This is a genomic window from Sphingomonas sp. PP-CE-1A-559 (genome assembly GCF_004340965.1).
Taxonomy (GTDB): domain Bacteria; phylum Pseudomonadota; class Alphaproteobacteria; order Sphingomonadales; family Sphingomonadaceae; genus Sphingomonas.
The window spans coordinates 40,621-59,461 of sequence record NZ_SLYA01000006.1 but is presented as its reverse complement, the minus strand read 5'-3'; the positions used below and the strand labels follow the sequence as shown (position 1 = coordinate 59,461).

Genomic DNA, 18,841 nt, shown 5'->3' with positions numbered 1-18,841 from the left:
GTCCGCAATTGTGGACGTTACGGTGCAAGTCGATACACGTCGTATACTTCATCGCCCGATGCGGTCCGCAGTGTCGCAAGCTTGGTCGTTGCCGCGCGAAACTTGGCGATGTCGTCCGGATCGAGGATCAGCGGCCCGAACGTGCCGCGATCGATGACCGTGCGCTGCCCGATATCGTCGAGCGACGCGGAGAGCAGGATCACGACCGGCCTGCGCGTAGCCGCGGCGAGGCGCTTTGCGGTTGCGAGCAGGCGCCCCGGGCTCATCGGCGCGGTCTCGGCGAGCGTCATCGGCACGAGCGACGTGAACCGATCGCGGCGCACGGACCAGGTCGGGTTGGCGCCGTAATAGGCGATGCTCTCGATCAGGAAGTCCGGGTCGGCGATCACGACCGATCGGGACAGGCCCTTGGTCGCGAGCAGGTCGACCAACGCCTTCGCCTCGCCCTGCGGCTGGGACTTCGCCGCCTGGACGACGGCGCGCGCGGTCGCGGGAAGCTGGGCGGCTAGCAGCGCGAGGAAGGCGATGCGGCCGATCCGCTCTGCGCGACGGGCGAATACCGTGTCGTACCAGCCGCCGAACCCCTTTGCCGTCAGCCAGTGCAACACGACGAAGAACACGATCAGCAACGCGTCGTGGCGATAGTGGCCCGGGTAGACGAACACGAACAGCAGTTGCAGCCCAGCCAGCGCTGCGATCGCGGCGACCAAGGCGGCGGGGCGACGCGCAAAGGCGGCGACGTTGCCGGTAACGAGCACCGCCGCCAGGATCGTGACCGGCAGGCTCGCGTTGAAATTGCCGAAGATCCGCTGGAACTCGACGCCGGGTATGAGGTGAAGCAGCGTCTGGCCGAAACTCCGATGCACGGCGGCGGGTGCGTCCTCGACGGACGGATAGACCGATACGAATGCGAGCGAGGCCCCAGCGGCGGCGACGATCATTGCTATTAGCCATTGCCGCTTCGCCCGGCTCCAGCCCCAACCCTCCTGCGCGATCAGGTCGCCAAGCCAGAAAATACCGAACGCGCCGGCCAACACGACCGCATGGACATTGGTGTTACACAGCAGGAACAACAGGCCGCCGAGGATCAGCGGGTGATACCGGCCGCGCTTCCGAACTTTTGGATAGGCCCAGGCGACAAGCAACAGCAACAACATCGCGAGCCCGTAGTTCCGCGCCATCACGACATAGTCGAACGTCGCGAACCCGCCGAACAGCGTCAGGATCAACACCGGCAAGGACAGGCGGGCGACGAATACCAGGATGCCTGCGGCAACGATGCCGATCGCCAGTGCGAGGCCCGGCAGGACGAGTTTCGTGCCCAGCAGGTCGGTGCCGAACCGCAGCAGCACATGCCAGAGCAGCGGATGACCGTAACCGCGCGCCGCCGCCGGCATGTCGAGGATCGACGCCCCTTGCGTCGCGAGGCTGAGCGCGCGGACCTCGTCGCGCCACATGACGTGATGCGCGACCAGGAACGTGACGAGCGCGAGCCATGCGACGAAGATCAGGAGGCGTAGCGGCCAATGGCGTGCCGGCGGTCTCGCGGCGCCATCTTCAGCGGGAAACAGCCCGTCCACCAGCCCCCACAACCGCGCCGAACCGATCGCCCGGGTCATCAGCGGCGCGATAGCCGGGCCGGCCTCCGCAACAACCGCGTCATCCGCCCACGCAGCGCATGATGTGCGCCAGGGCTAGCATCGGACTCGCGATAAGTGATCGCGATCGCGATCAACAGGAACACTTCGACGAGCGACGCGGTGTTCAACAGCGTCGATTCGGCCAGATTATGCCCGGCGCAGAAGATGATGATCGCCACCAGCAGCGATCGCCGCGGCTTGCCGATCGACTGGCTGAGCAACAGCCGCAGCAACGGCCAGACGATCATCACGACGATCGCCAACAACAGGCCGGGCAGGCCGATCGTGACGAGCAGATCGAGGAAGCCGTTATGCCCATGCGCGGCATACACCGCGACCCAACCACTGGTCAGCGTCCAGATCGGACTGTCCGGGCCGATCTGCCAGAACGAACTGAAGCCGGCGCCGGTCCAGAGATGCTCGCGCGCATATTCGAACAACAGCGGCCAGATCGCGCCGCGGCCGGTCAAGGCACCGGGATCATTCACGAAATCGCTCAGCGCCGTGAGGTTTACGAAGAGGATCTGCAACGCCAGCCCGACGACCATCGCAAGGCAGATTCCGACGGCGAAGCGGTGGCTGGCATCATAGGGCCGGATCGCAAAACCCATCGCCAGCGCGAGGACGAGCGACAATTCCGACGTGCTCGAATGCGTGTAATACAGGAAGATCGTCGCCGCCGCGATCACCAGCGCGGAAACGATCCGCGGAAACTGCCGGTTGTCGAACGTGAAGAAGAGCACGGTGAACGCGCACGCTGCCCCAGCGACGTTCTTGTGCGGGATGATTCCGCGCCAGTCACCGACCACCGACGATTCCTCGCCGAACACTTCCGAATGGATGCCGTACGGCGTCAAGAACACCATCAGGTAATTGACGATCAGCACCGCGATCAACACGTAGCGAATGAGCTTCAGTGCGCGTTCGGTACCAAGATCGTTGATCTGCCGGAACGTCACCCAGACCACGAGCGCGGTCAGTGATATGCGCCGGAACGAGATGAACGGCGCGATCGCCCAGGTTACCGAGAAGAAACAATAGGCGAGCAACAGCGCAAGTCCGAGGGGGATGCAGAACAGTTGACGCTTGCTCGGCATGCCGCTGCCCGCGAGCAGCATCACGAAGATGACGACGTGCAGCACCTGGTTGGCCGCGTCGCCTTGGCCGATCGCCCCGGAAAACGCCCATTCCTGGAACGCCGACGTGCCGACCAGCACCAGTGCGAGGAACACCACGAAACACGCATTGGCGATGGCGTAGCGCCGACGCGTACGCAGGCGCGTCGCGCGTTGCTGGGGCGTGATCGGCCCCGATGCGGGTCGTCGCGCTACGTTGATCGCCGTCGCCATGACCTGTCCTATCGCGCCGGTGCCGCGGGAGCCAGTACCGCCTCGTACCGATCCAGCATTCGCGCGTTCGACGCCTCGCCGCCGAGCCGTGCGGCAAGATCCGCCCAGTGCGACCGGCGTGCGGGATCGTCCTGCAATCCCCGGAGCGCCGCCGCCAGCGCGGCCGGGTCGTCGAGCGGGACGACGATCCCGCACCGCGTTCCGTCGCGTGCGGTGATGCCCTCGACCTGCACCGGCACGTCCGACACGACCAGCGGCAGGCCTAGCCGCGCCGCCTCGATCAGCGCGAGGCTGTGCCCCTCGTAGCGGCTGACCTGGACGAAGACGTCGGCGGACGCAGCCTTGGCGAGCGCGGCGTCGCGCGGGATCAGGCCGGCGAAGGTCACGCGCTCGTCGAGGTCCAGGTCCGCGACGAGCGTGCGCAACGCCGCCTCGTCCTCGCCGCCGCCGACGATCTCCAAATCCGCGCCCGGCACTTCAGCCATCGCGCGGATCAGCATCGGATAGTTCTTCTGGTAGGACAGCCGCCCCAACGCGACCACGCGCAACCGGTCGCCCCCCGCCTTTGCCCGAGGCAAGGCATCGAGGACCTGTTCGACCCGCTCCGACAGCGCGTTGTGGATCGTGAGCGTCCGCGCGCGATAGGTGGCGGGCTTGTGCGACAGCGTCGCGCCGACCGCGTCCGACACGCTGATGATCCCGGCGACACACGGCAAACTGCCGGTCCAGCCGTCGATCCGATCGAGCAGGCGGTTATGCGTATCGGTCGGCGAGTGATGCGACAGGAACACGCGGGTGCGCACGCGCGCGATCGTTACCGCGAGCGGCAGCAGCACGTTCGCGGCCGGCATCGCCGACACGACCGCGGCGGGTCGCTCCCGGCGCAGATAGCGAACCAGCGCCGCGAACGTGCGAACGGCGCCGAGAACCGACCGCGGGCGGGCGTCGGCAACGTGGTGCCAGACCGCCATGTCGACGCCTTCGCCCTCCGCGTCGGCGGGCGGATAGAGGACGAAGCGCTTCACCGGATGGCCGCGTGCGATCAGCCCCTCGGCGATGTCGTCCCAGAGTTCGCGCAAGCCGCCCGCCGTCGAATGCGTCATCGTAAAGTGGATAGCGCCGGTTCGAGCCGTCATGCCGGCCCGTCCAGCGCGGCGACGGTATGCGCCGACAGCCAGGCGCGATCCTCGGCATCGTCGCGCACCCAGCGATCGATCATCTCGCCCCATTTGACCGGGTTCTGCATGCGGTGCCACGCCGCCGCCGACCCTTGCGATACATGCGCGTACAATGCCGGGTCGGTCATCAGGCGCGCGATCGCATCGGCCAGCGCGCGTGGTTTGCCCGCGGCGAACACCAGCGCGCTCTCGCCGTCCTCCAGATGTCCGCGGAACATCGGATGATCCGACGCGATCACCGGCGTGCGGGAGGCGAGCCCCTCGAACAGCGTCAGCGGCAGGCCCTCGGGGAAATTGTGACGGCTGGGTACGATCACCGCATCGGCGTCTTGCATCATCGCCGGGATCGCACCGTTCGGGACGAGCCCGAGGAACCGGACGCGGTCGGCAATGCCGAGGCGTGTCGCGAGCGCCGCGAACTTGTCCGTTGCACCCAGGCCCGCGACGTCGAGTCGGACGTCGAGCCGGTCCTTCAGCAACGCCACCGCGCGAACCATGTCGCCGACGCCCTTCTTCGCGCTGATCGACCCGACGAACAGGAGTGTAAAGGGCGGCCCGGACGCACGCGACTTGCAGGGCTGCGTCTCGGGCGTGCGATCGTGCGGGAAATCCCATGCGAGCACCTTGTCCGCGCGCAAACCGATCCCGACCAGCGCCCGTGCGGCATTGGCGCCGTGATTGGCGACCAGCGTCACGCGGCGATCGTCGAGCAGCTTCGGCAGCCGCCGGAACCGAACCCAGCGATAATAGGGATTGGCGAACGAATCGGCCATGATCACGCCCAGCCGGACGTCGTGCTCGATCCCCCAACGGATCAACGGCAGCATCGGCCCGAACACGATCAGGTGGGTCGGCGCGAACCGCTCGATCAACGCCAGCACCGGCGCGGGATCCTGGTCCGGATTGGTGTCCGCGCCAATTACCGTCACGCCGCTGTCGAGCGTCTCCCAATAAGACGGCGCGAGCGAGCAGAGGAACCCGACCGCCTCATGCTGCGCCTGCCACGCGGCGAGCTGGTCGAGAACGTAGCCGTGGCCGTAATAGGTCTCCCCACCGGTGGCGCGGCGCAGGCGGTCGGCCTCGCGGTAGTCGCCTGCATAATGGACGATCAGCAGCCGGGTCATCCGATCCTCCCAAGGCCCGCCAGCGGCGTGCCGAACCCGAGCTGCCAACGTGCCGCCAGCACCACCGCGAATACCGCGCAGGCCGCCCCGATCGCCAGCGCGTCCTGTCGCCAGAAGCTCATCCGCACGCGGTGCAGCCCGACCGCGATATAGCCATATTGCAGCAGCTCGGTAACCGCGACCGCAACAACCGCGCCGGGAAAGCCCGCCAACCGGTGGCCGGTCGGCAGCAATATGGCGAGCGTCGCCAGCCGCATCATGTTGGCGACGCTCGCATAGAAGGGCCGCCCGGCGCTGAGCAGCAACGCCTCGTTGAGGTTGGACAATACCGCGAACACCGCGCCGCCGAGCAACACCGACAGCATCCAACTCGCCGCCTGATACCGCGGATCGTAGATTACCAGGATCAGGCCATCCGCTACCGACGCCGCCAGCGCCAGCGCCGCGCAGACGCCGAGCGTGAACACCGCGCGCGAGCCGGCGATCGCCGCCATCTGCCCCGCCCGGTCGCCTTCGGAAACGCTGGCGAGCGCGGGGAAGATGATCTGATAGCTCATCCGCCGCGCGAGCGTGGTCGGCAGCTCGGCGATCGCGCGCGCGATGCCGTAGATGCCGAGCAGCGCGAGCGGTGCGACCCGGCCGAGATACAGCCGATCGAGATTGGTCGCGGCGTACATCACCAGCGACGTGATCGCGATCCACTTGCCGAAATGGATGATGCGCCGGACGATTTCGCGGTCGAAGCGGAGGCGCTGGCCGGGATCGGGCAGCAGGTAGCTTAGCGCCGAGCGGATCGCGACCGCGAGGACGAGGCCGATGACCGGTGCCCAGACCGAGCGCAGCCACGCCGCCAGCGCGACCTGCACCGCGAACGCCAGCGCCTCGCACGACAGTTCGAACAGGTTGCGGCGGCGGACTTCCATCTGCTTGACCAGCACGAAGATCGCGGTCGAGTGCGCGCCACCGATCATCGGCGACAGCGCCGCGACCAGGAAGATGCGGACGTCGATGCCGTAGGCGTGCGCGAGGAACGGCGCGGCGATCAGGAAGACCAGGCTCAACAGCACGCCGCGCAACAGTTGCAGCGTCCAGGCGGTGTCGCGGAACTGGCGGTCGAGCCCGTCGCGGTGGTGGATGATGTTCTGCTCGATCCCGACATCGGTCAGCAATTCGACGCCGAGCCGGATCGCGTTGACGACCACCATCACGCCGAGGATCTCCGGCGCGAGCAGATAGGCGAGGACGATGTTGAGCCCGAACTTCAGCCCGGCGGACACGACGAAGGTGCCCGCCGTCCAGACGAACTTGCCGAGATAGCCGGACGCGGTGGTCATCGCCCCGGCGCGGACAGGTCGCGCGCGGCAACGGGCGCATCGGCGGGGCGGCGGGCGCGGACGAGGCCCTGGAGCATGCCGATCGCGATCACGTTCCACGTCACCAGCGAGTAGATCCCGACCCGCAGGCTCCGGCGGCGCATCGTCAGGAACGCCAAGGGCAGCAGCACGACCGCGAGCAACGCGATGCCCTGCCCCATCGCCAGCGCGACGAGCATCGCCAGCCACCAGCCATAGACGATCACGCTGTAGCGCAACTGGGCGAACCCGCGCAGGACCTCCGACCAGTGCGGCCGCCCCCAGGCGGCGCGGATCACTTCGCCCGGACCGCCGGCATAGCCGGTGCGCAGCCGTCGCCACATCAGCTGGTAGCCGCCGGTCGCATGGCCGTGATGCTCGACCGCGGGCACGTCGATCCGCGCCAGCCGCCAGCCGTCCGCGCGCAGCCGGGCGCCGAGTTCATATTCCTCGAACGCGTGGAGGTTGCGGTCGGCGAAATGCCCGACGCGCTGCACCGCGGCGACGCGGTACAGACCGCCGCAATCGAGCCGGTCGACATCGCCCGCCACCGCGCTCCCCTTCACGCGATCGTTGCGCGCGCGCAGTTCGAACTCGATGCTGTCGGTATTGACCTCGCGCACGCGGCCTCCGACCGCAGCGTGACGGGAGTTCGCCTCGAGGAACGCGATGCCTGCTTCGAGGAAGTGCGGGTCGAGAACCATGTCGCCGTCGAGCAGGTAGAAATAGTCGACGCCGGCAGTCTCGGACGCAGCCTGGAACGCGAGTTGTGCCCCCGTGCCGCAGGACCGCTCGGCAGGATCGGCAAGCTGCGCGATCCGCGTGCCCGGATACGCCTGCGCCAGCTTTATCGTCGCGTCGGACGATCCACTGTCGGCGAGCACGACCAGACCGCCGCCGACCCGATCGAGCGCGGCGCGCGCGCTGCCGATCGCGGCGTCGATATGCGCCGCCTCGTTCAGCGCCTTGATCCCGACTGCGACCGTCACTCTGCCCCCGTATCCCCACGCAAGCGATAGCGTGCCAGATACGCGGACGCCATCGCCTCCGGACTGAAGCTGCGGGCAAGGTCTTCGCCGTAGCGTGCCGCGGTAACGCGCGCGGTCGCCGGATCGTCGATCACCTTCGCCAGCTGCGCGCCGATCCCCGCGACGTCGTCGACCGCGGCCTTGAACGGATAGTCGGCCGGGATCGCTTCATCGAGGCCTGGAGCGTCGGTGGTCACCAACGCGATGCCTGCCATCAATACCTCGAGCGGGAGCAGCGCGAACCCTTCGAACCGTGACGGCAGCAGCACCGCGTCATACTCCTGCAGGCGTTCAGAGAGCCGCTCGATCGGCGCGGTCATCCGGACGTCCCAGCCCGCCAGGTCCTCTGCGAGCCCCTGCGCCACCGAGTCTCGCATCGCGCCCGAGCCGGCGATCGTCACCACGACGTCGCGGCGCGGCGTGCGGGCATGGGCCTCTCGAAGGATGGCAGGCAACAGGTCGGCGCCCTTCTGGTGAACGAGCCGCCCCGCGAACAGCAGTCGTACCGGTCCCGCTTCCCTCCTGATCGGAGACGCCGCTGGTGGCGACACGCCGTTATAGATGACGTCCGCGACCGGTCGGCGCCTGCGCGTGACGATCGCCGCGTCGGCGTTGGCGGCGTTGCGCGATACCGCCACCGCGTCGCCCTTGGCGAGCCGCTGCGTCACCCATCGGCCGATGCCGCCCCAGGCGATCCACAACTCGCTATTGTGGACGGTACGCAGCAACGGCGTGCGGCGGACCCGGCGCGAGATCACGCCTGCCACCGCCAGCGTCAGTTCCGGAATCTCGGTATGGACGTGGATCAGGTCGGGCCGCTGCTCGGCGACCGCGCGCGAGAGCGACCGCGCCGCCAAGACCACGCCACCCGACTTGAACCCGCGCGCCGTGCCGAACCGGAACGGCACGCCCCAGCGTTCCAAGCGCTCGGCCATGTCCTGCCCGACCTTGCTCAGCGGCGACTGGCGGAGGACCGCGAACAGCGAGAAGTCGACCCGGTCGCGCAAGGCATCGATCAACCCGAGCGCGACATTCTCGGCGCCGCCCAGGTCGAGATGCGTGATGACGTGCATCACGCGGAGGCGCGGCGCATCTGCCGCTTGCGAAGGCTCGTCGTTCGTACCCGTCACCAGATGATCCGCCCTCCGCCGCCGTCTGCGCGTAGCAACGCCCGGCAGGCGCGTCCATGCCGGCCCTAGCAGCATGCCGCCACCCGCTATAGACCGGCGGCGCAAGTGGGGGCGTCGGCACAAGTGAGCGAGAGCATAGCGACAGGATCGGCCGCACACGCAGGCACGCGAACGTCGGCGCCGCAGGACGGACGCACGCTCCGCTACCGGCCGGATATCGACGGACTGCGCGCGCTCGCGATCCTGCCGATCCTGCTCCTGCACTGCGGCGTGACGAAGTTGCGGGGCGGGTTCGTCGGGGTCGACATCTTCTTCGTGATCTCCGGGTTCCTGATCACCGCGATCATGGTGCGCGATATCGCCGAGGAGCGCTTCTCGATCGCGCGCTTCTATCGCCACCGGATCGTCCGCATCCTGCCTGCGCTGCTCGTGATGATGACGGTCACGCTGGCGCTCGGCTGCGTGCTGCTGCTGCCCAATCAGTTGCGCGATCTCGGACGGAGCGCGGCGGCGACCAGCGTGTTCGGGTCGAACGTCTATTTCTACCTGACGTCGGACTATTTCGCGGCGGCATCGGACGCAAAGCCGCTCGTCCATACCTGGTCGCTGGCGGTGGAGGAGCAATTCTATCTGCTCTACCCGGTGTTGCTGTGGTCTCTCCGTGGGCTGTCGCGCCAACGTCTCGCGCAGGTGATCGCCGGCCTTGCACTCGTCTCGTTCGCGATCGGCGGGTGGCTGGCGACGATCTACCCTTCCGCCGCCTTCTTCCTGCTGCCCGCACGAATCTGGGAATTGTCGCTTGGCGCGCTGGTCGCGCTCGGCGCCGTACCGACGATCGCGAACCGATCGATCCGGGCGGCCCTGTGCGTTCTCGCCATCGCAGTGATCGCCGCGAGTTGCATCGCGATCAGCAGCGGCTGGCCGTTTCCCGTTCCCTTCGCGCTGCCCCCCGCGGTCGCTGCCGCGGTGCTGCTGGCGTATGGCGGCGAGGGCCCGACGGCACGACTGCTCGGTGCGTGGCCGCTGCGGACGGTCGGACTGATCTCCTATTCGGCGTATCTCTGGCATCGCCCGATCATTGCCTTCTACCAGATCCGCCACGGCTCGACGCTCGCGCCGGTCGAGACTTTCGGACTGCTCTGCGCGTCGCTTGGCGCGGCATGGCTGAGCTTTGCACTGGTCGAGCGCCCGGCGAGCAGGCGTTGGCGTAGTGGATCGGGGCTCGTCCCGCACGCCGTCGCAGTCGTGCTGCTCGCGGCAATGGCGATCGCCGGGCTGACGATCACCGCCAAGGCCGACAACATTCGCCCGCTCTCGCCGCGCCAGGCGCTCGCCGCCAGCTATCTCGGCTGGGACTCGACGGAGGCGGGAAAACGCCAATTCAGCACGGATCGCTGCTTCATCCTGCCGACCGGCCGCGGCTTTTCGCCCGACTGCCTGCGCTTGTCGGCGACCAGGCCCAACATCGCGCTGTTCGGCGACAGCCACGGTGCGCATTTCTCGGAAGCGCTGCACACGCTGCTGCCGGGCGCGAACATCCTCCAGGTGACTGCGGCGGGATGTCGGCCGCTGCTGCACGGGAAGGGCCTGCCGACCTGTCGCACGACCATGGACGCCGCGTTCGAGACGCTGAATTTCAAGCGGATCGACACGGTCGTGCTCTCCGCGCGATGGCTCGACTTCGAACAGCCGGCGTTGCTCGACACGATCCGCTGGCTGCGGGCGCGGGGCACGCGCGTTCTGGTGATCGGGCCCTCGGTCGAATACGACGCGGACCTGCCTGCGTTGATCGTGCGATCGGACGCGGACCGCGACCCGACGCTCGCGGACGGGTTTCGCCTGCCCGACCGTATCGCGCTCGACCGCGCGATGGCGGGGCCGGTCCGCGCAGCGGGCGCCGATTACGCCTCTGCCATCGACACGGAGTGCACCGGCACGACCTGCCGCCTGACCACTGCCGATGGCACGCCGCTACACTTCGATCATTCGCACTTCACGCCCGCCGGCGCTCAGGCCGCGCTGGCGGCGATCCTGGCCCGTCACCCGGTCATTCGCCCGCGGTAAGCACCGGGCGATGCTTGCGCTTGCGGCGGCGGAGTTCGCGCATCACGTCGTCGCCCGCCTGCTTCACCGGTGCGGTCCGCTTGTCGTCCATCGTGCAATAATGCGCGAGCGCGACTGCGAAGAAGAAGATCGTGCTGACGATGCCGTCGCGCTCGAACAGGCCGCTCTCGGTGATGTTGTGACCGATGCAGAACATCAGCATCGCCGAGATCAACGCGCCCCGCCCCTTCGCGACGTCCGCGCTCGCAAGCAGCCTCCCCAACGGCCAGACTGCCATCGCGAAGACCATCAGCAGCACGCCGGGAATACCGACCGTCACGAGCTGGTCGATATACCCCGAATGGCCGACGGTGATCTTGGTGACATAGCCATGGCCGTATTCGAACACCGGGCTGCTGCCCTCGATGTTCCAGAACGACCCGAAGCCTGCGCCGAGCAGGGGATGATCGCCGGCATAGTTCAGCAGCGCCCCCCAGATCTGGCCACGGCCGGTAAATGCCTTTGGCTGGAGGAAGTTGGACTGGACCATGTCGGCATAGGCGCTGGTCAGGAACCAGAAAACCGATCCGACGATCATCAGGATCGGGATGATGTAGCGACGCAGGCGGATGCTGACCGTCTCGAAGACGATGCCGCCGACCGAGGCGAGCACCACCATGCCACCCGACGTCTTCGACTGCGACCGGAACAGGAAATACCCCGCCACCAGAATCGCGAAGATGCGGATCGTCGGTCGGATACGCTTCGCATCGAACAGGAACATGATGATGCACAACGCACACACCGCGCCGGCGAAGTTCTTGTGGCCGAGAAAGCCGCGCCAGTTGCCGATCAGCGCCATCGCCTGCTCTTCACCCTGAAGATGAATGCCTACCATCGGATCCAGCACGACTACGAGATACGAGATCAGGATCGCGGCAAGCAGCGAATAGCGAAGCAGGTCGACGTTCAATTGATAGCCGCCGTGCCGGACGAGACTGAACACCATCCACGCAACCAGTGTTGTCAGGAATACACGGCGGAATGCGGTACCCGGGTCGAGCGCCCAGGATACGCTGATCCAGCACCACGCGAGCGCCAGCAGCATCGGCCAGGTGAACGCGACCAGCGACTTCGGACTTGCCGAGGGGCGGATCGCGAAGATCGTGCCGGCCAGGATCGCGAGATAGCCGATCTGTCGTATGGCGCTCCCGTCGCCGCCATTGCCGCCCTCGACATTGGTCATGATCGGACCGAGCATCACCAGGGAAATCAGTGCGATGATAGCGATCCGCAGCGGCATCAGCCGATCGCCGACGCTTCTCAGCATCGGCGCGTCGTCGTCCGCATTGCCCTTGCCGAGCTTGGCGAGCCAGTCGCTGCCCGAATAGGCGTCCGCCTTCGACAGCGCCTTCGCGGTCCCGCCCATGCCGGAGGATCGGTTCGCGCGTTCGGATCGGTTCGCGCCGTCGGGACCTGAAAGCATGCGGAAACTCTCTCGATAGGATGCATCGCAGCTACGATGCGTGCCGAACAGGTTGCACGATAGCTATCGATGCGGCCGACGATACGCACGCGACCGTCACGTGAGTTCTATCCGCCGCGACGACAGGCGTCCAGCCATCCGCGACCCGCGATATCTTCGCCGTGCTTGCTTTGTTCATGCTCGGAAACTCTAATTTAGAGCAATCGAAATGAACCGATCTTCATCCGTTCCCACTTCCAATGTCGATTTTTACAATTTAATGGGCTGAAAACGTCTTTGGATGGTTGAACCCAATGTCGCACGTCGTTACGGCGTCCGCAGACAATGGAGTATACTATGGCCGAAGATACCACCGACCTGAATGCCGTCGAGCTGGCAACAGAACTGACGATCGCATGGCTCGGCAACCCGAATACCCGGAGTTCGGCTGATGACGTTCCCGCGTTTCTCGGCAAGATGCATGAGACCGTCGCGACGTTGCTCGGCGCCACCACCGAAGCTGCTCCGGTCGAAGCTGCGACCGAATACACGCCTGCCGTAACGGCACGAAAATCGCTCGCGTCGAAGGATCACATCATCTCGATGATCGACGGCAAGTCGTACAAGACCTTGCGCCGTCACCTCGCGACGCACGGCATGACGCCGGCCGAGTACCGCGAACGTTACGGCCTGAAGCCGGATTACCCGATGGTCGCCGAGAACTACTCGGAAAGCCGTCGTGCGATGGCGAAGAAGATCGGCCTCGGTCGCAAGCCCGGCCCGCGCAAGACCGAATCGGCGCCTGCCCAGCAGACGACGACGCGCAAGCGCAAGACGGACACTGCCGCCGCCGCTGAATAAGCGACGCAGACGGTGACGACAAAAAGGACCGGCGCCTCGCGGCACCGGTCCTTTTTTGTTGCGCATACCGTGGGAAGGCGGCGTCGTTACTTGGCGAAGATCCCACGCCTGTAGAGCAGCGTGATCGCGACGCGGCGATTGCGCGGGTCAGCGGGGTCTTTCACGATCAGCGGTTCGCGGTCGGCGACGCCTTCGATCCGCTCGAACCGTTCCTCCGGCGTGCCACCCGACAACAGCCGCCGCCGCGTCGCCTCGGCGCGCCCCGAAGACAGCATCCAGTTGTTCATCGCACGCGGGTCGCCATACGGCACGCTGTCGGTATGGCCGCGGATCATGATCGGGTTCTGCATGCCCTGCACCGAGCCTGCGATCATGCCGATCAACGCCGATGCCTCCGGATCGAGCGCGGTCGTGCCGAGCGCGAACATCGAATAATCCGCGTCGTCCACCAGATCGATCCGCATGCCGTCTTGGGTCGGCACGAAGCGGACATGGTTTTGCAGCCGCGACAGTTTCGCATTGCCCGACATCTCGCCAAGCACGCGCCGACGCAGAGCCTGGAAGTTCTTCTGGTCTTCCTTGGTCAGCGCATCGCGGCTTTTCAGCGAACCCTTCGGCCCCGTCCCCGCCGACGGACCGCCGAGCCCGGCATCGGGAATCGCCAATTGTGCCATGCTGGTCTGGCCGGGCTTCGGCCCGATGCGATTCTTGTCGAGGATCGATTCGCCGCCGAACAGCCCCCCGCCGCCGATCCCGAGAGAACGCGTGTTAAGGATAGTCGGCGCGAAGTAGTCGGCGATGCCCTTGCGCTGTTTCTCGGTGGTCGCGCCGACGATCCACAGCAACAGGAAGAACGCCATCATCGCGGTCACGAAATCGGCGTACGCGACTTTCCACGCGCCGCCGTGATGGCCGCCATGCCCCTCGATATAGATCTTCTTGACGATGACCTTGGGCGGCTGGTTCGTCCCATGAGGCGCGCGCGCGGCCACGACGTTACTTGCCCCTCAGCCCGTCGAAGACTTCGGCGAAGCCGGGCTGGTTCTTGTGCGCGATGCCCGAGCGTGCGGCCTCGATCACCAGCGGCTGCGGGTGGCCGTGCAGCGAGGCGATGATGATCTGCTTTACGACGTCGTAGATCGACGCGTCGGCATCGAGCACCTGCTTCAACCGGTTCGCGAGCGGCGCGACGATGCCGTAGGCGAGCAACACGCCCATGAACGTGCCGACCAGCGCCGAACCGATCATTGCGCCGAGGATCGACGGTGGCTTGTCGATCGAGCCCATCGTCTTCACCACGCCGAGCACCGCGGCGACGATGCCGAGCGCCGGCAGCGCGTCGGCGAGGCTCGCGAGCGTGCCGTGCGCGGCCTCCTCCTCGTGATGATGCGTCTTGATCGAGTGGTCCATCACCTCCTCGACCGCATGGACGTCGAGCGTCCCCGACGACACCACGACCAGGCGCAGCGTATCGGCGATCAGGTTGACGAGCGCCTTGTCCTTCAGGAGCTTCGGATATTCGGCGAATACGGCCGAAGATTGCGGATCCTCGACATGCGGCTCGAGCGCGATCGGGCCATCCATCCGCAGCATCTTCATCAGCTTGCTGACGAGGAAGATGACGTCGAGATAGTCCTGCTTCTTGTACTTCGGCCCCTTGAAGACCTTCCCCAGGCCAGCGCCGAGGCCCTTCAGCTCCTTGCCCGAATTGCCGATGATCAGCGCACCGGCAGCGGCACCACCGATGATCAGCATCTCGTGCGGGATCGCCTCCATGACGGGGCCGAGCGCGCCGCCGGTGAACGCGAATCCGCCAAACACCATGACGAGCAGGACGACGATGCCGATGACCGGAAACATGGTGTTCGAAATTCCCCCAGGGCCGATGGCGGCACTTGCGTCGCCACAGAATTAACCGCCTTTGGTAGCCAACCGGTTACCAAGACGACGTCGAGCGCGATTAAATTCGGATCAGCGCAGATAATCGAACAGCGACAGCGCCGAGAGCTTCGAGAAGCTCGCCTGCGTCGCCGACAGGATCGTCATCGTCTTCTGCAACTCGACCACCGTCGTGGTGATGTCGGTATCCTCCAGCCCCGACCGGGTCGCCTCGCGGTCGGCGGCGACATCGGTCAGCCGCGACGTCTCCAGATCGACGCGCGCGGCGCGAGCCCCGAGCGAGGCCTGCACCGCCGACACCTGATCCGACGCGGCGCTGATGTCGGCGAGCGACGTATCGAGCGAACTCGCCTTGAAATCGTCCGACTGCAGCGCGGTCGCGATCGCCGAGAGCATCGCCAGCGTATTGGTGCCACCCTCGATGCTGCCATCCGGCTTGGCCTTGCCGCCGACGGTGAAGATGCGCGCCGCGGTTTCGTTCGCCTGGACGGTCTGGCCATCGCCGATCGGGATGCCCGAGACCGGCTTCGCGGCGAGCGCGTAGGTCCCGCCCGCGGCCACCGCGGGCGCGCCGTCCGCCCCACCGAACAGCGCCTGTCCGCGGGCGTCCTTCGCATTGGCGAGATTGGTCAGCGTCGCGACAAGGCCGGCGATCTGTTCGCCGATCGCCTTGCGGTTCGCCGCATTCAGCGTGCCGGTCTTCGCCTGCGTCACCAGCTCGGTCGCGCTCTGCAACTGGTCGGTGATCGCGGACAGGCTGGTGTCGCCCTGTTTCAACACCGATTCGGCGGTGCCGAGATTGGCGGCATAGGCCTTGTCGTCGACGGTATCGCGCTTGATCCCCGCAAGCCGCTGATACGCGGCGCTGTCCGACGACGGCGCCGACAATTTGGTCCCGGTCGAGATCTGGTTCTGCAACGACTCCGCCTTGGCGCCGAGCGAAGTCATCGACGCCGAGGCGCGGTCGTAGAAGAGGCGAGTCGCGATCTGCATGGGCGTTACCGAAGATCGAGGATGGTCTGGAGCGTGTCGCGCGCGGTCTGGATCACGCGGCTGGACGCCTGATAGGCCTGCTGGAAGCGGAGCAGGTCGACCGCCTCGCTATCGAGATCGACACCCGACGACGACGCGAGCGAACTGACCGCACCGTCGCGGATCGCGCCCTGCGCATCGGCCACGACCTTGCGCTGTTCGAGCGCGGCGGCGTTGCCGGCGATCAGCGTCGTGGTGCGCGTTTCGAAGCCACCGCTGGTGCGGGCTCCCTGCAACGCGGAGAGATTGGACGCATCGCGCTTGCCGCCGGTCGCACTCGCGGCGGCGATCCCGCGTCCGTCGGCGAGCGCAACCGAGATGTCGGTCGGCGTAGTACCGGTGGCGAACATCGCCGCCCCCGCATTGCCGTCGAGATCGCGGCCCTGCGCCTGCACTGCGTTGATCTTGCTCGTGAAGTCGGTAGCGATCGCATTGAGCGACCCGCGCGCCGCGGCGATCCGCTGCGCCCCTTCCGCGAACCCGGCGAGCGCGCCACCCGTCGGCGACAGCGCAGACGTGACGTTGCCGCGCGTTACCGCGAACTGGACCGCGCCCTCGTCGTTGCGCGCGTAGGACGCCTGCGCGCTCTCGCCGCCCGCGACGAAGACCGAGCCCGCCGCGCCACCGAGCCGGACGGTGGTCCGCCCGAGATCGTCGAACGACGTGGTGATATCGGTGATCGTGCTCATCTGCTCGAGCATCTGGTCGCGCTGGTCGGCGAGTTGCGCCGCGGTCGACGATCCCGGCGCGGTGCGCGCGATCCCGTCGTTGATCTTGGCAAGCGCGGTGCCAAGCGCATTGAGCGACTGCACCGCCTGCGATGCGGTCGAGTCGAGATCGGCCGCCGCGGTATCGAGCGCCGTCCCGGTCGCGCTGAACGCCGCCGCCGCCGTACCGGCCGATTCGAGCATCACCGCACGCGCCGGCTCCGACGTTGGGTCGGCGGCGAGTTTCTGGGCGGACGTGAAGAAGCTGGTGAGCCGGTCGCCGAGCTGGTTGTTGCCCAGCGCCGTCTCGATCCGGTTCATCCAGGTGACGCCGGCTTCGGTCTTGGCGAGATCGGTGCCCGCCGAGCGGACCGCCTGCGACCGGTATGCATCGGCGCTGCGCCCGATCCCCGTGACCGTGACGCCGTTGCTGCTGACCGACTTTTGCGCGTTCAGCCCGCCATTGACCGACGACACTTCGGAAAGGGTGGTCGTCCGCCGGGTATAGCCCGCATTGCCGGTGTTCGCGATGTTCTCCGACACCGTGGACAGCGCGGTCTGGTACGCGCGCACGCCCGAAGCGCCGATCGGAAGGAGATCGCTCATGGCGGCGAGTCTGCCGCGCCCTGGTTAAGATCGGATTGAGATTTGGCGAGAAAATCGGTCATCGCCTTGCCAATGCCGAGCGGCGTGTGCTCCGCCATCGACTTCGCGATCAGCCCGTCCTGCATGTCGGTGAAGGTGTCGATCGCCTTCGAATCGAACAGCGGGTCGGCGAGTTTCGCCTGGCGCATGCTTTTTAGCATCATCCCGGTGAAGACCGCCTCGAACTTCTCGCCCGCCTTGTCGAGATTGTCCTTCGACTTGAGGCGGCTCGTGTCGGTCGAGATCCCGGTCGTGGACGCGGTTGCGGGGGCGTTGAGCGGGCTCACAGGACGATCAACTCGGCCTTGAGCGCGCCGGCTTCCTTCAGCGCCTCGAGGATCGCGACTAGATCGGCCGGCGATGCGCCGATCGCGTTGACCGCCTTGACGATGTCGGCGAGCTTCGGGCCGGGGTTGAGCAGGAACATCGGGCGACGCTCCTCCTCGACCGCGACGCGGCTGTTCGGGGTGATCGCGGTCTGGCCCTGGCTGAACGGGGCGGGCTGGCTGACCTGCGGCTTCTCGTCGATCCGCACCGTCATCTTGCCGTGCGTTATCGCCGCAGGCCCCACGCGGACCGCCGAGTTGATGACGACGGTGCCGGTGCGCGCGTTGACGATCACCTTGGCGGACGGCTCGGCGGAGACCACGTCGAGATTCTCGATCGTCGACATCAGCGTCGCACGGATGTCGGCGCCGATCGGTGCGCGAACCGCGACGGAGACCGCATCGATCGCCTGCGCACTGCCGAAGCCGAGCTTGGAATTGATCGCGCCGGCAACGTTCTGCGCGGTAGTGAAATCGGCACGCGCAAGGTTGAAGGTGAGAGTCGGCGCGCTGTCGAACCCGGTGGCGACAGCGCGTTCGACGGTGGCACCTTCGGGGATGCGACCGGTCGAGGGTACGTTGACGACGATCTTCGACCCATCCGCGCCTTCCGCGCCGAGACCGCCGACCGCCAGGTTGCCCTGCGCCATCGCGTAGATCTGGTTATCGGCACCGAGCAGCGGCGTCATGATCAGGCTGCCACCGCGGAGGCTCTTCGCCTTGCCCATCGAGGCGACGGTGATGTCGAGCCGCTGGCCGGGCTTGGCGAACGGCGGCAGTTCGGCGGTAATCATCACCACCGCCGCGTTCTTCATACCGGGATTCGCAGACGGCGGTAATTGAAGACCGAAACGCGACGCGACGGCCTTCAGCGACTGCACGGTGTATTCGAGATTGTCGTCGCCGGTGCCTGGCAGGCCGACGACGATGCCGTAGCCGGTCAGCTGGTTCGAACGGATACCCTGGAACCCGCCCAGGTCCTTGATCCGGTCGGCCGAGGCCGGCGCGGCGATCAGGCAACCGGCGAGGATAGTCAGGAGAAAGCGGATCATGGGAAACCTC

The 18,841-nt window shown here is 66.7% G+C and carries 16 protein-coding genes; 2 read left to right on the top strand and 14 right to left on the bottom strand.

Annotated features, from left to right (window positions below; all coding sequences use genetic code 11):
• Nucleotides 1-17 precede the first annotated feature (17 nt).
• From C8J42_RS16025 to C8J42_RS15995, 7 genes are read right to left on the bottom strand one after another with little or no spacing between them, the layout of a single operon-like run.
• Complete coding sequence (locus C8J42_RS16025) at nt 18-1,619, bottom strand: hypothetical protein (protein WP_133020871.1); 1,602 nt, start codon at nt 1,617-1,619, stop codon at nt 18-20.
• Nucleotides 1,619-2,989: an O-antigen ligase family protein gene (locus C8J42_RS16020; protein ID WP_133020870.1), complete on the bottom strand. Its 1,371-nt coding sequence runs from the start codon at nt 2,987-2,989 to the stop codon at nt 1,619-1,621. The genes C8J42_RS16025 and C8J42_RS16020 overlap by 1 nt, the downstream gene beginning before the upstream one ends.
• A gap of 8 nt (nt 2,990-2,997) precedes the next feature.
• On the bottom strand, nt 2,998-4,125 hold the full coding sequence (locus tag C8J42_RS16015) for a glycosyltransferase (protein ID WP_165895516.1): 1,128 nt from the start codon (nt 4,123-4,125) through the stop codon (nt 2,998-3,000).
• The gene (locus C8J42_RS16010) at nt 4,122-5,291 is read right to left on the bottom strand and encodes a glycosyltransferase (protein ID WP_133020868.1); all 1,170 of its coding nucleotides are present in this window, start codon (nt 5,289-5,291) and stop codon (nt 4,122-4,124) included. The genes C8J42_RS16015 and C8J42_RS16010 overlap by 4 nt, the downstream gene beginning before the upstream one ends.
• The gene (locus C8J42_RS16005) at nt 5,288-6,625 is read right to left on the bottom strand and encodes an oligosaccharide flippase family protein (protein WP_133020867.1); all 1,338 of its coding nucleotides are present in this window, start codon (nt 6,623-6,625) and stop codon (nt 5,288-5,290) included. The genes C8J42_RS16010 and C8J42_RS16005 overlap by 4 nt, the downstream gene beginning before the upstream one ends.
• Nucleotides 6,622-7,632, bottom strand: a complete 1,011-nt coding sequence (locus tag C8J42_RS16000; protein ID WP_133020866.1) for a glycosyltransferase — start codon at nt 7,630-7,632, stop codon at nt 6,622-6,624. The genes C8J42_RS16005 and C8J42_RS16000 overlap by 4 nt, the downstream gene beginning before the upstream one ends.
• Nucleotides 7,629-8,801: a glycosyltransferase family 4 protein gene (locus C8J42_RS15995; protein WP_165895515.1), complete on the bottom strand. Its 1,173-nt coding sequence runs from the start codon at nt 8,799-8,801 to the stop codon at nt 7,629-7,631. The genes C8J42_RS16000 and C8J42_RS15995 overlap by 4 nt, the downstream gene beginning before the upstream one ends.
• A gap of 123 nt (nt 8,802-8,924) precedes the next feature.
• Between C8J42_RS15995 and C8J42_RS15990 the strand changes: the two genes are divergently transcribed.
• The gene (locus C8J42_RS15990; protein WP_165895514.1) at nt 8,925-10,865 is read left to right on the top strand and encodes an acyltransferase family protein; all 1,941 of its coding nucleotides are present in this window, start codon (nt 8,925-8,927) and stop codon (nt 10,863-10,865) included.
• Here the strand turns inward: C8J42_RS15990 and C8J42_RS15985 are convergent.
• Complete coding sequence (locus tag C8J42_RS15985) at nt 10,849-12,330, bottom strand: O-antigen ligase family protein (protein WP_133020863.1); 1,482 nt, start codon at nt 12,328-12,330, stop codon at nt 10,849-10,851. The two genes, C8J42_RS15990 and C8J42_RS15985, sit on opposite strands and share 17 nt — an antisense overlap.
• Nucleotides 12,331-12,666: 336 nt before the next feature.
• Between C8J42_RS15985 and C8J42_RS15980 the strand changes: the two genes are divergently transcribed.
• Nucleotides 12,667-13,170, top strand: coding sequence for a MucR family transcriptional regulator (locus C8J42_RS15980; protein ID WP_133020862.1), 504 nt, complete (start codon nt 12,667-12,669; stop codon nt 13,168-13,170).
• An 86-nt stretch (nt 13,171-13,256) separates the two neighbouring features.
• Here the strand turns inward: C8J42_RS15980 and C8J42_RS15975 are convergent, their stop codons facing one another.
• The 6 genes from C8J42_RS15975 to C8J42_RS15950 form a co-directional block, all read right to left on the bottom strand.
• The gene (locus tag C8J42_RS15975; RefSeq protein WP_133020861.1) at nt 13,257-14,162 is read right to left on the bottom strand and encodes a flagellar motor protein MotB; all 906 of its coding nucleotides are present in this window, start codon (nt 14,160-14,162) and stop codon (nt 13,257-13,259) included.
• Between the two features lie 4 nt (nt 14,163-14,166).
• Nucleotides 14,167-15,030, bottom strand: coding sequence for a flagellar motor stator protein MotA (gene motA, locus C8J42_RS15970; RefSeq protein ID WP_056061555.1), 864 nt, complete (start codon nt 15,028-15,030; stop codon nt 14,167-14,169).
• Between the two features lie 111 nt (nt 15,031-15,141).
• Nucleotides 15,142-16,062 (bottom strand): flagellin, encoded by a 921-nt coding sequence (locus C8J42_RS15965; RefSeq protein WP_133020860.1) that lies wholly within the window; start codon nt 16,060-16,062, stop codon nt 15,142-15,144.
• Nucleotides 16,063-16,067: 5 nt separating this feature from the next.
• Nucleotides 16,068-17,414, bottom strand: coding sequence for a flagellar hook-associated protein FlgK (flgK, locus tag C8J42_RS15960; RefSeq protein ID WP_133020859.1), 1,347 nt, complete (start codon nt 17,412-17,414; stop codon nt 16,068-16,070).
• Entirely contained in the window at nt 17,411-17,740 is a 330-nt protein-coding gene (locus C8J42_RS15955) for a rod-binding protein (RefSeq protein WP_133020858.1), read from the bottom strand. The genes flgK and C8J42_RS15955 overlap by 4 nt, the downstream gene beginning before the upstream one ends.
• The gene (locus C8J42_RS15950; RefSeq protein ID WP_133020857.1) at nt 17,737-18,831 is read right to left on the bottom strand and encodes a flagellar basal body P-ring protein FlgI; all 1,095 of its coding nucleotides are present in this window, start codon (nt 18,829-18,831) and stop codon (nt 17,737-17,739) included. The genes C8J42_RS15955 and C8J42_RS15950 overlap by 4 nt, the downstream gene beginning before the upstream one ends.
• Nucleotides 18,832-18,841 lie beyond the last annotated feature (10 nt).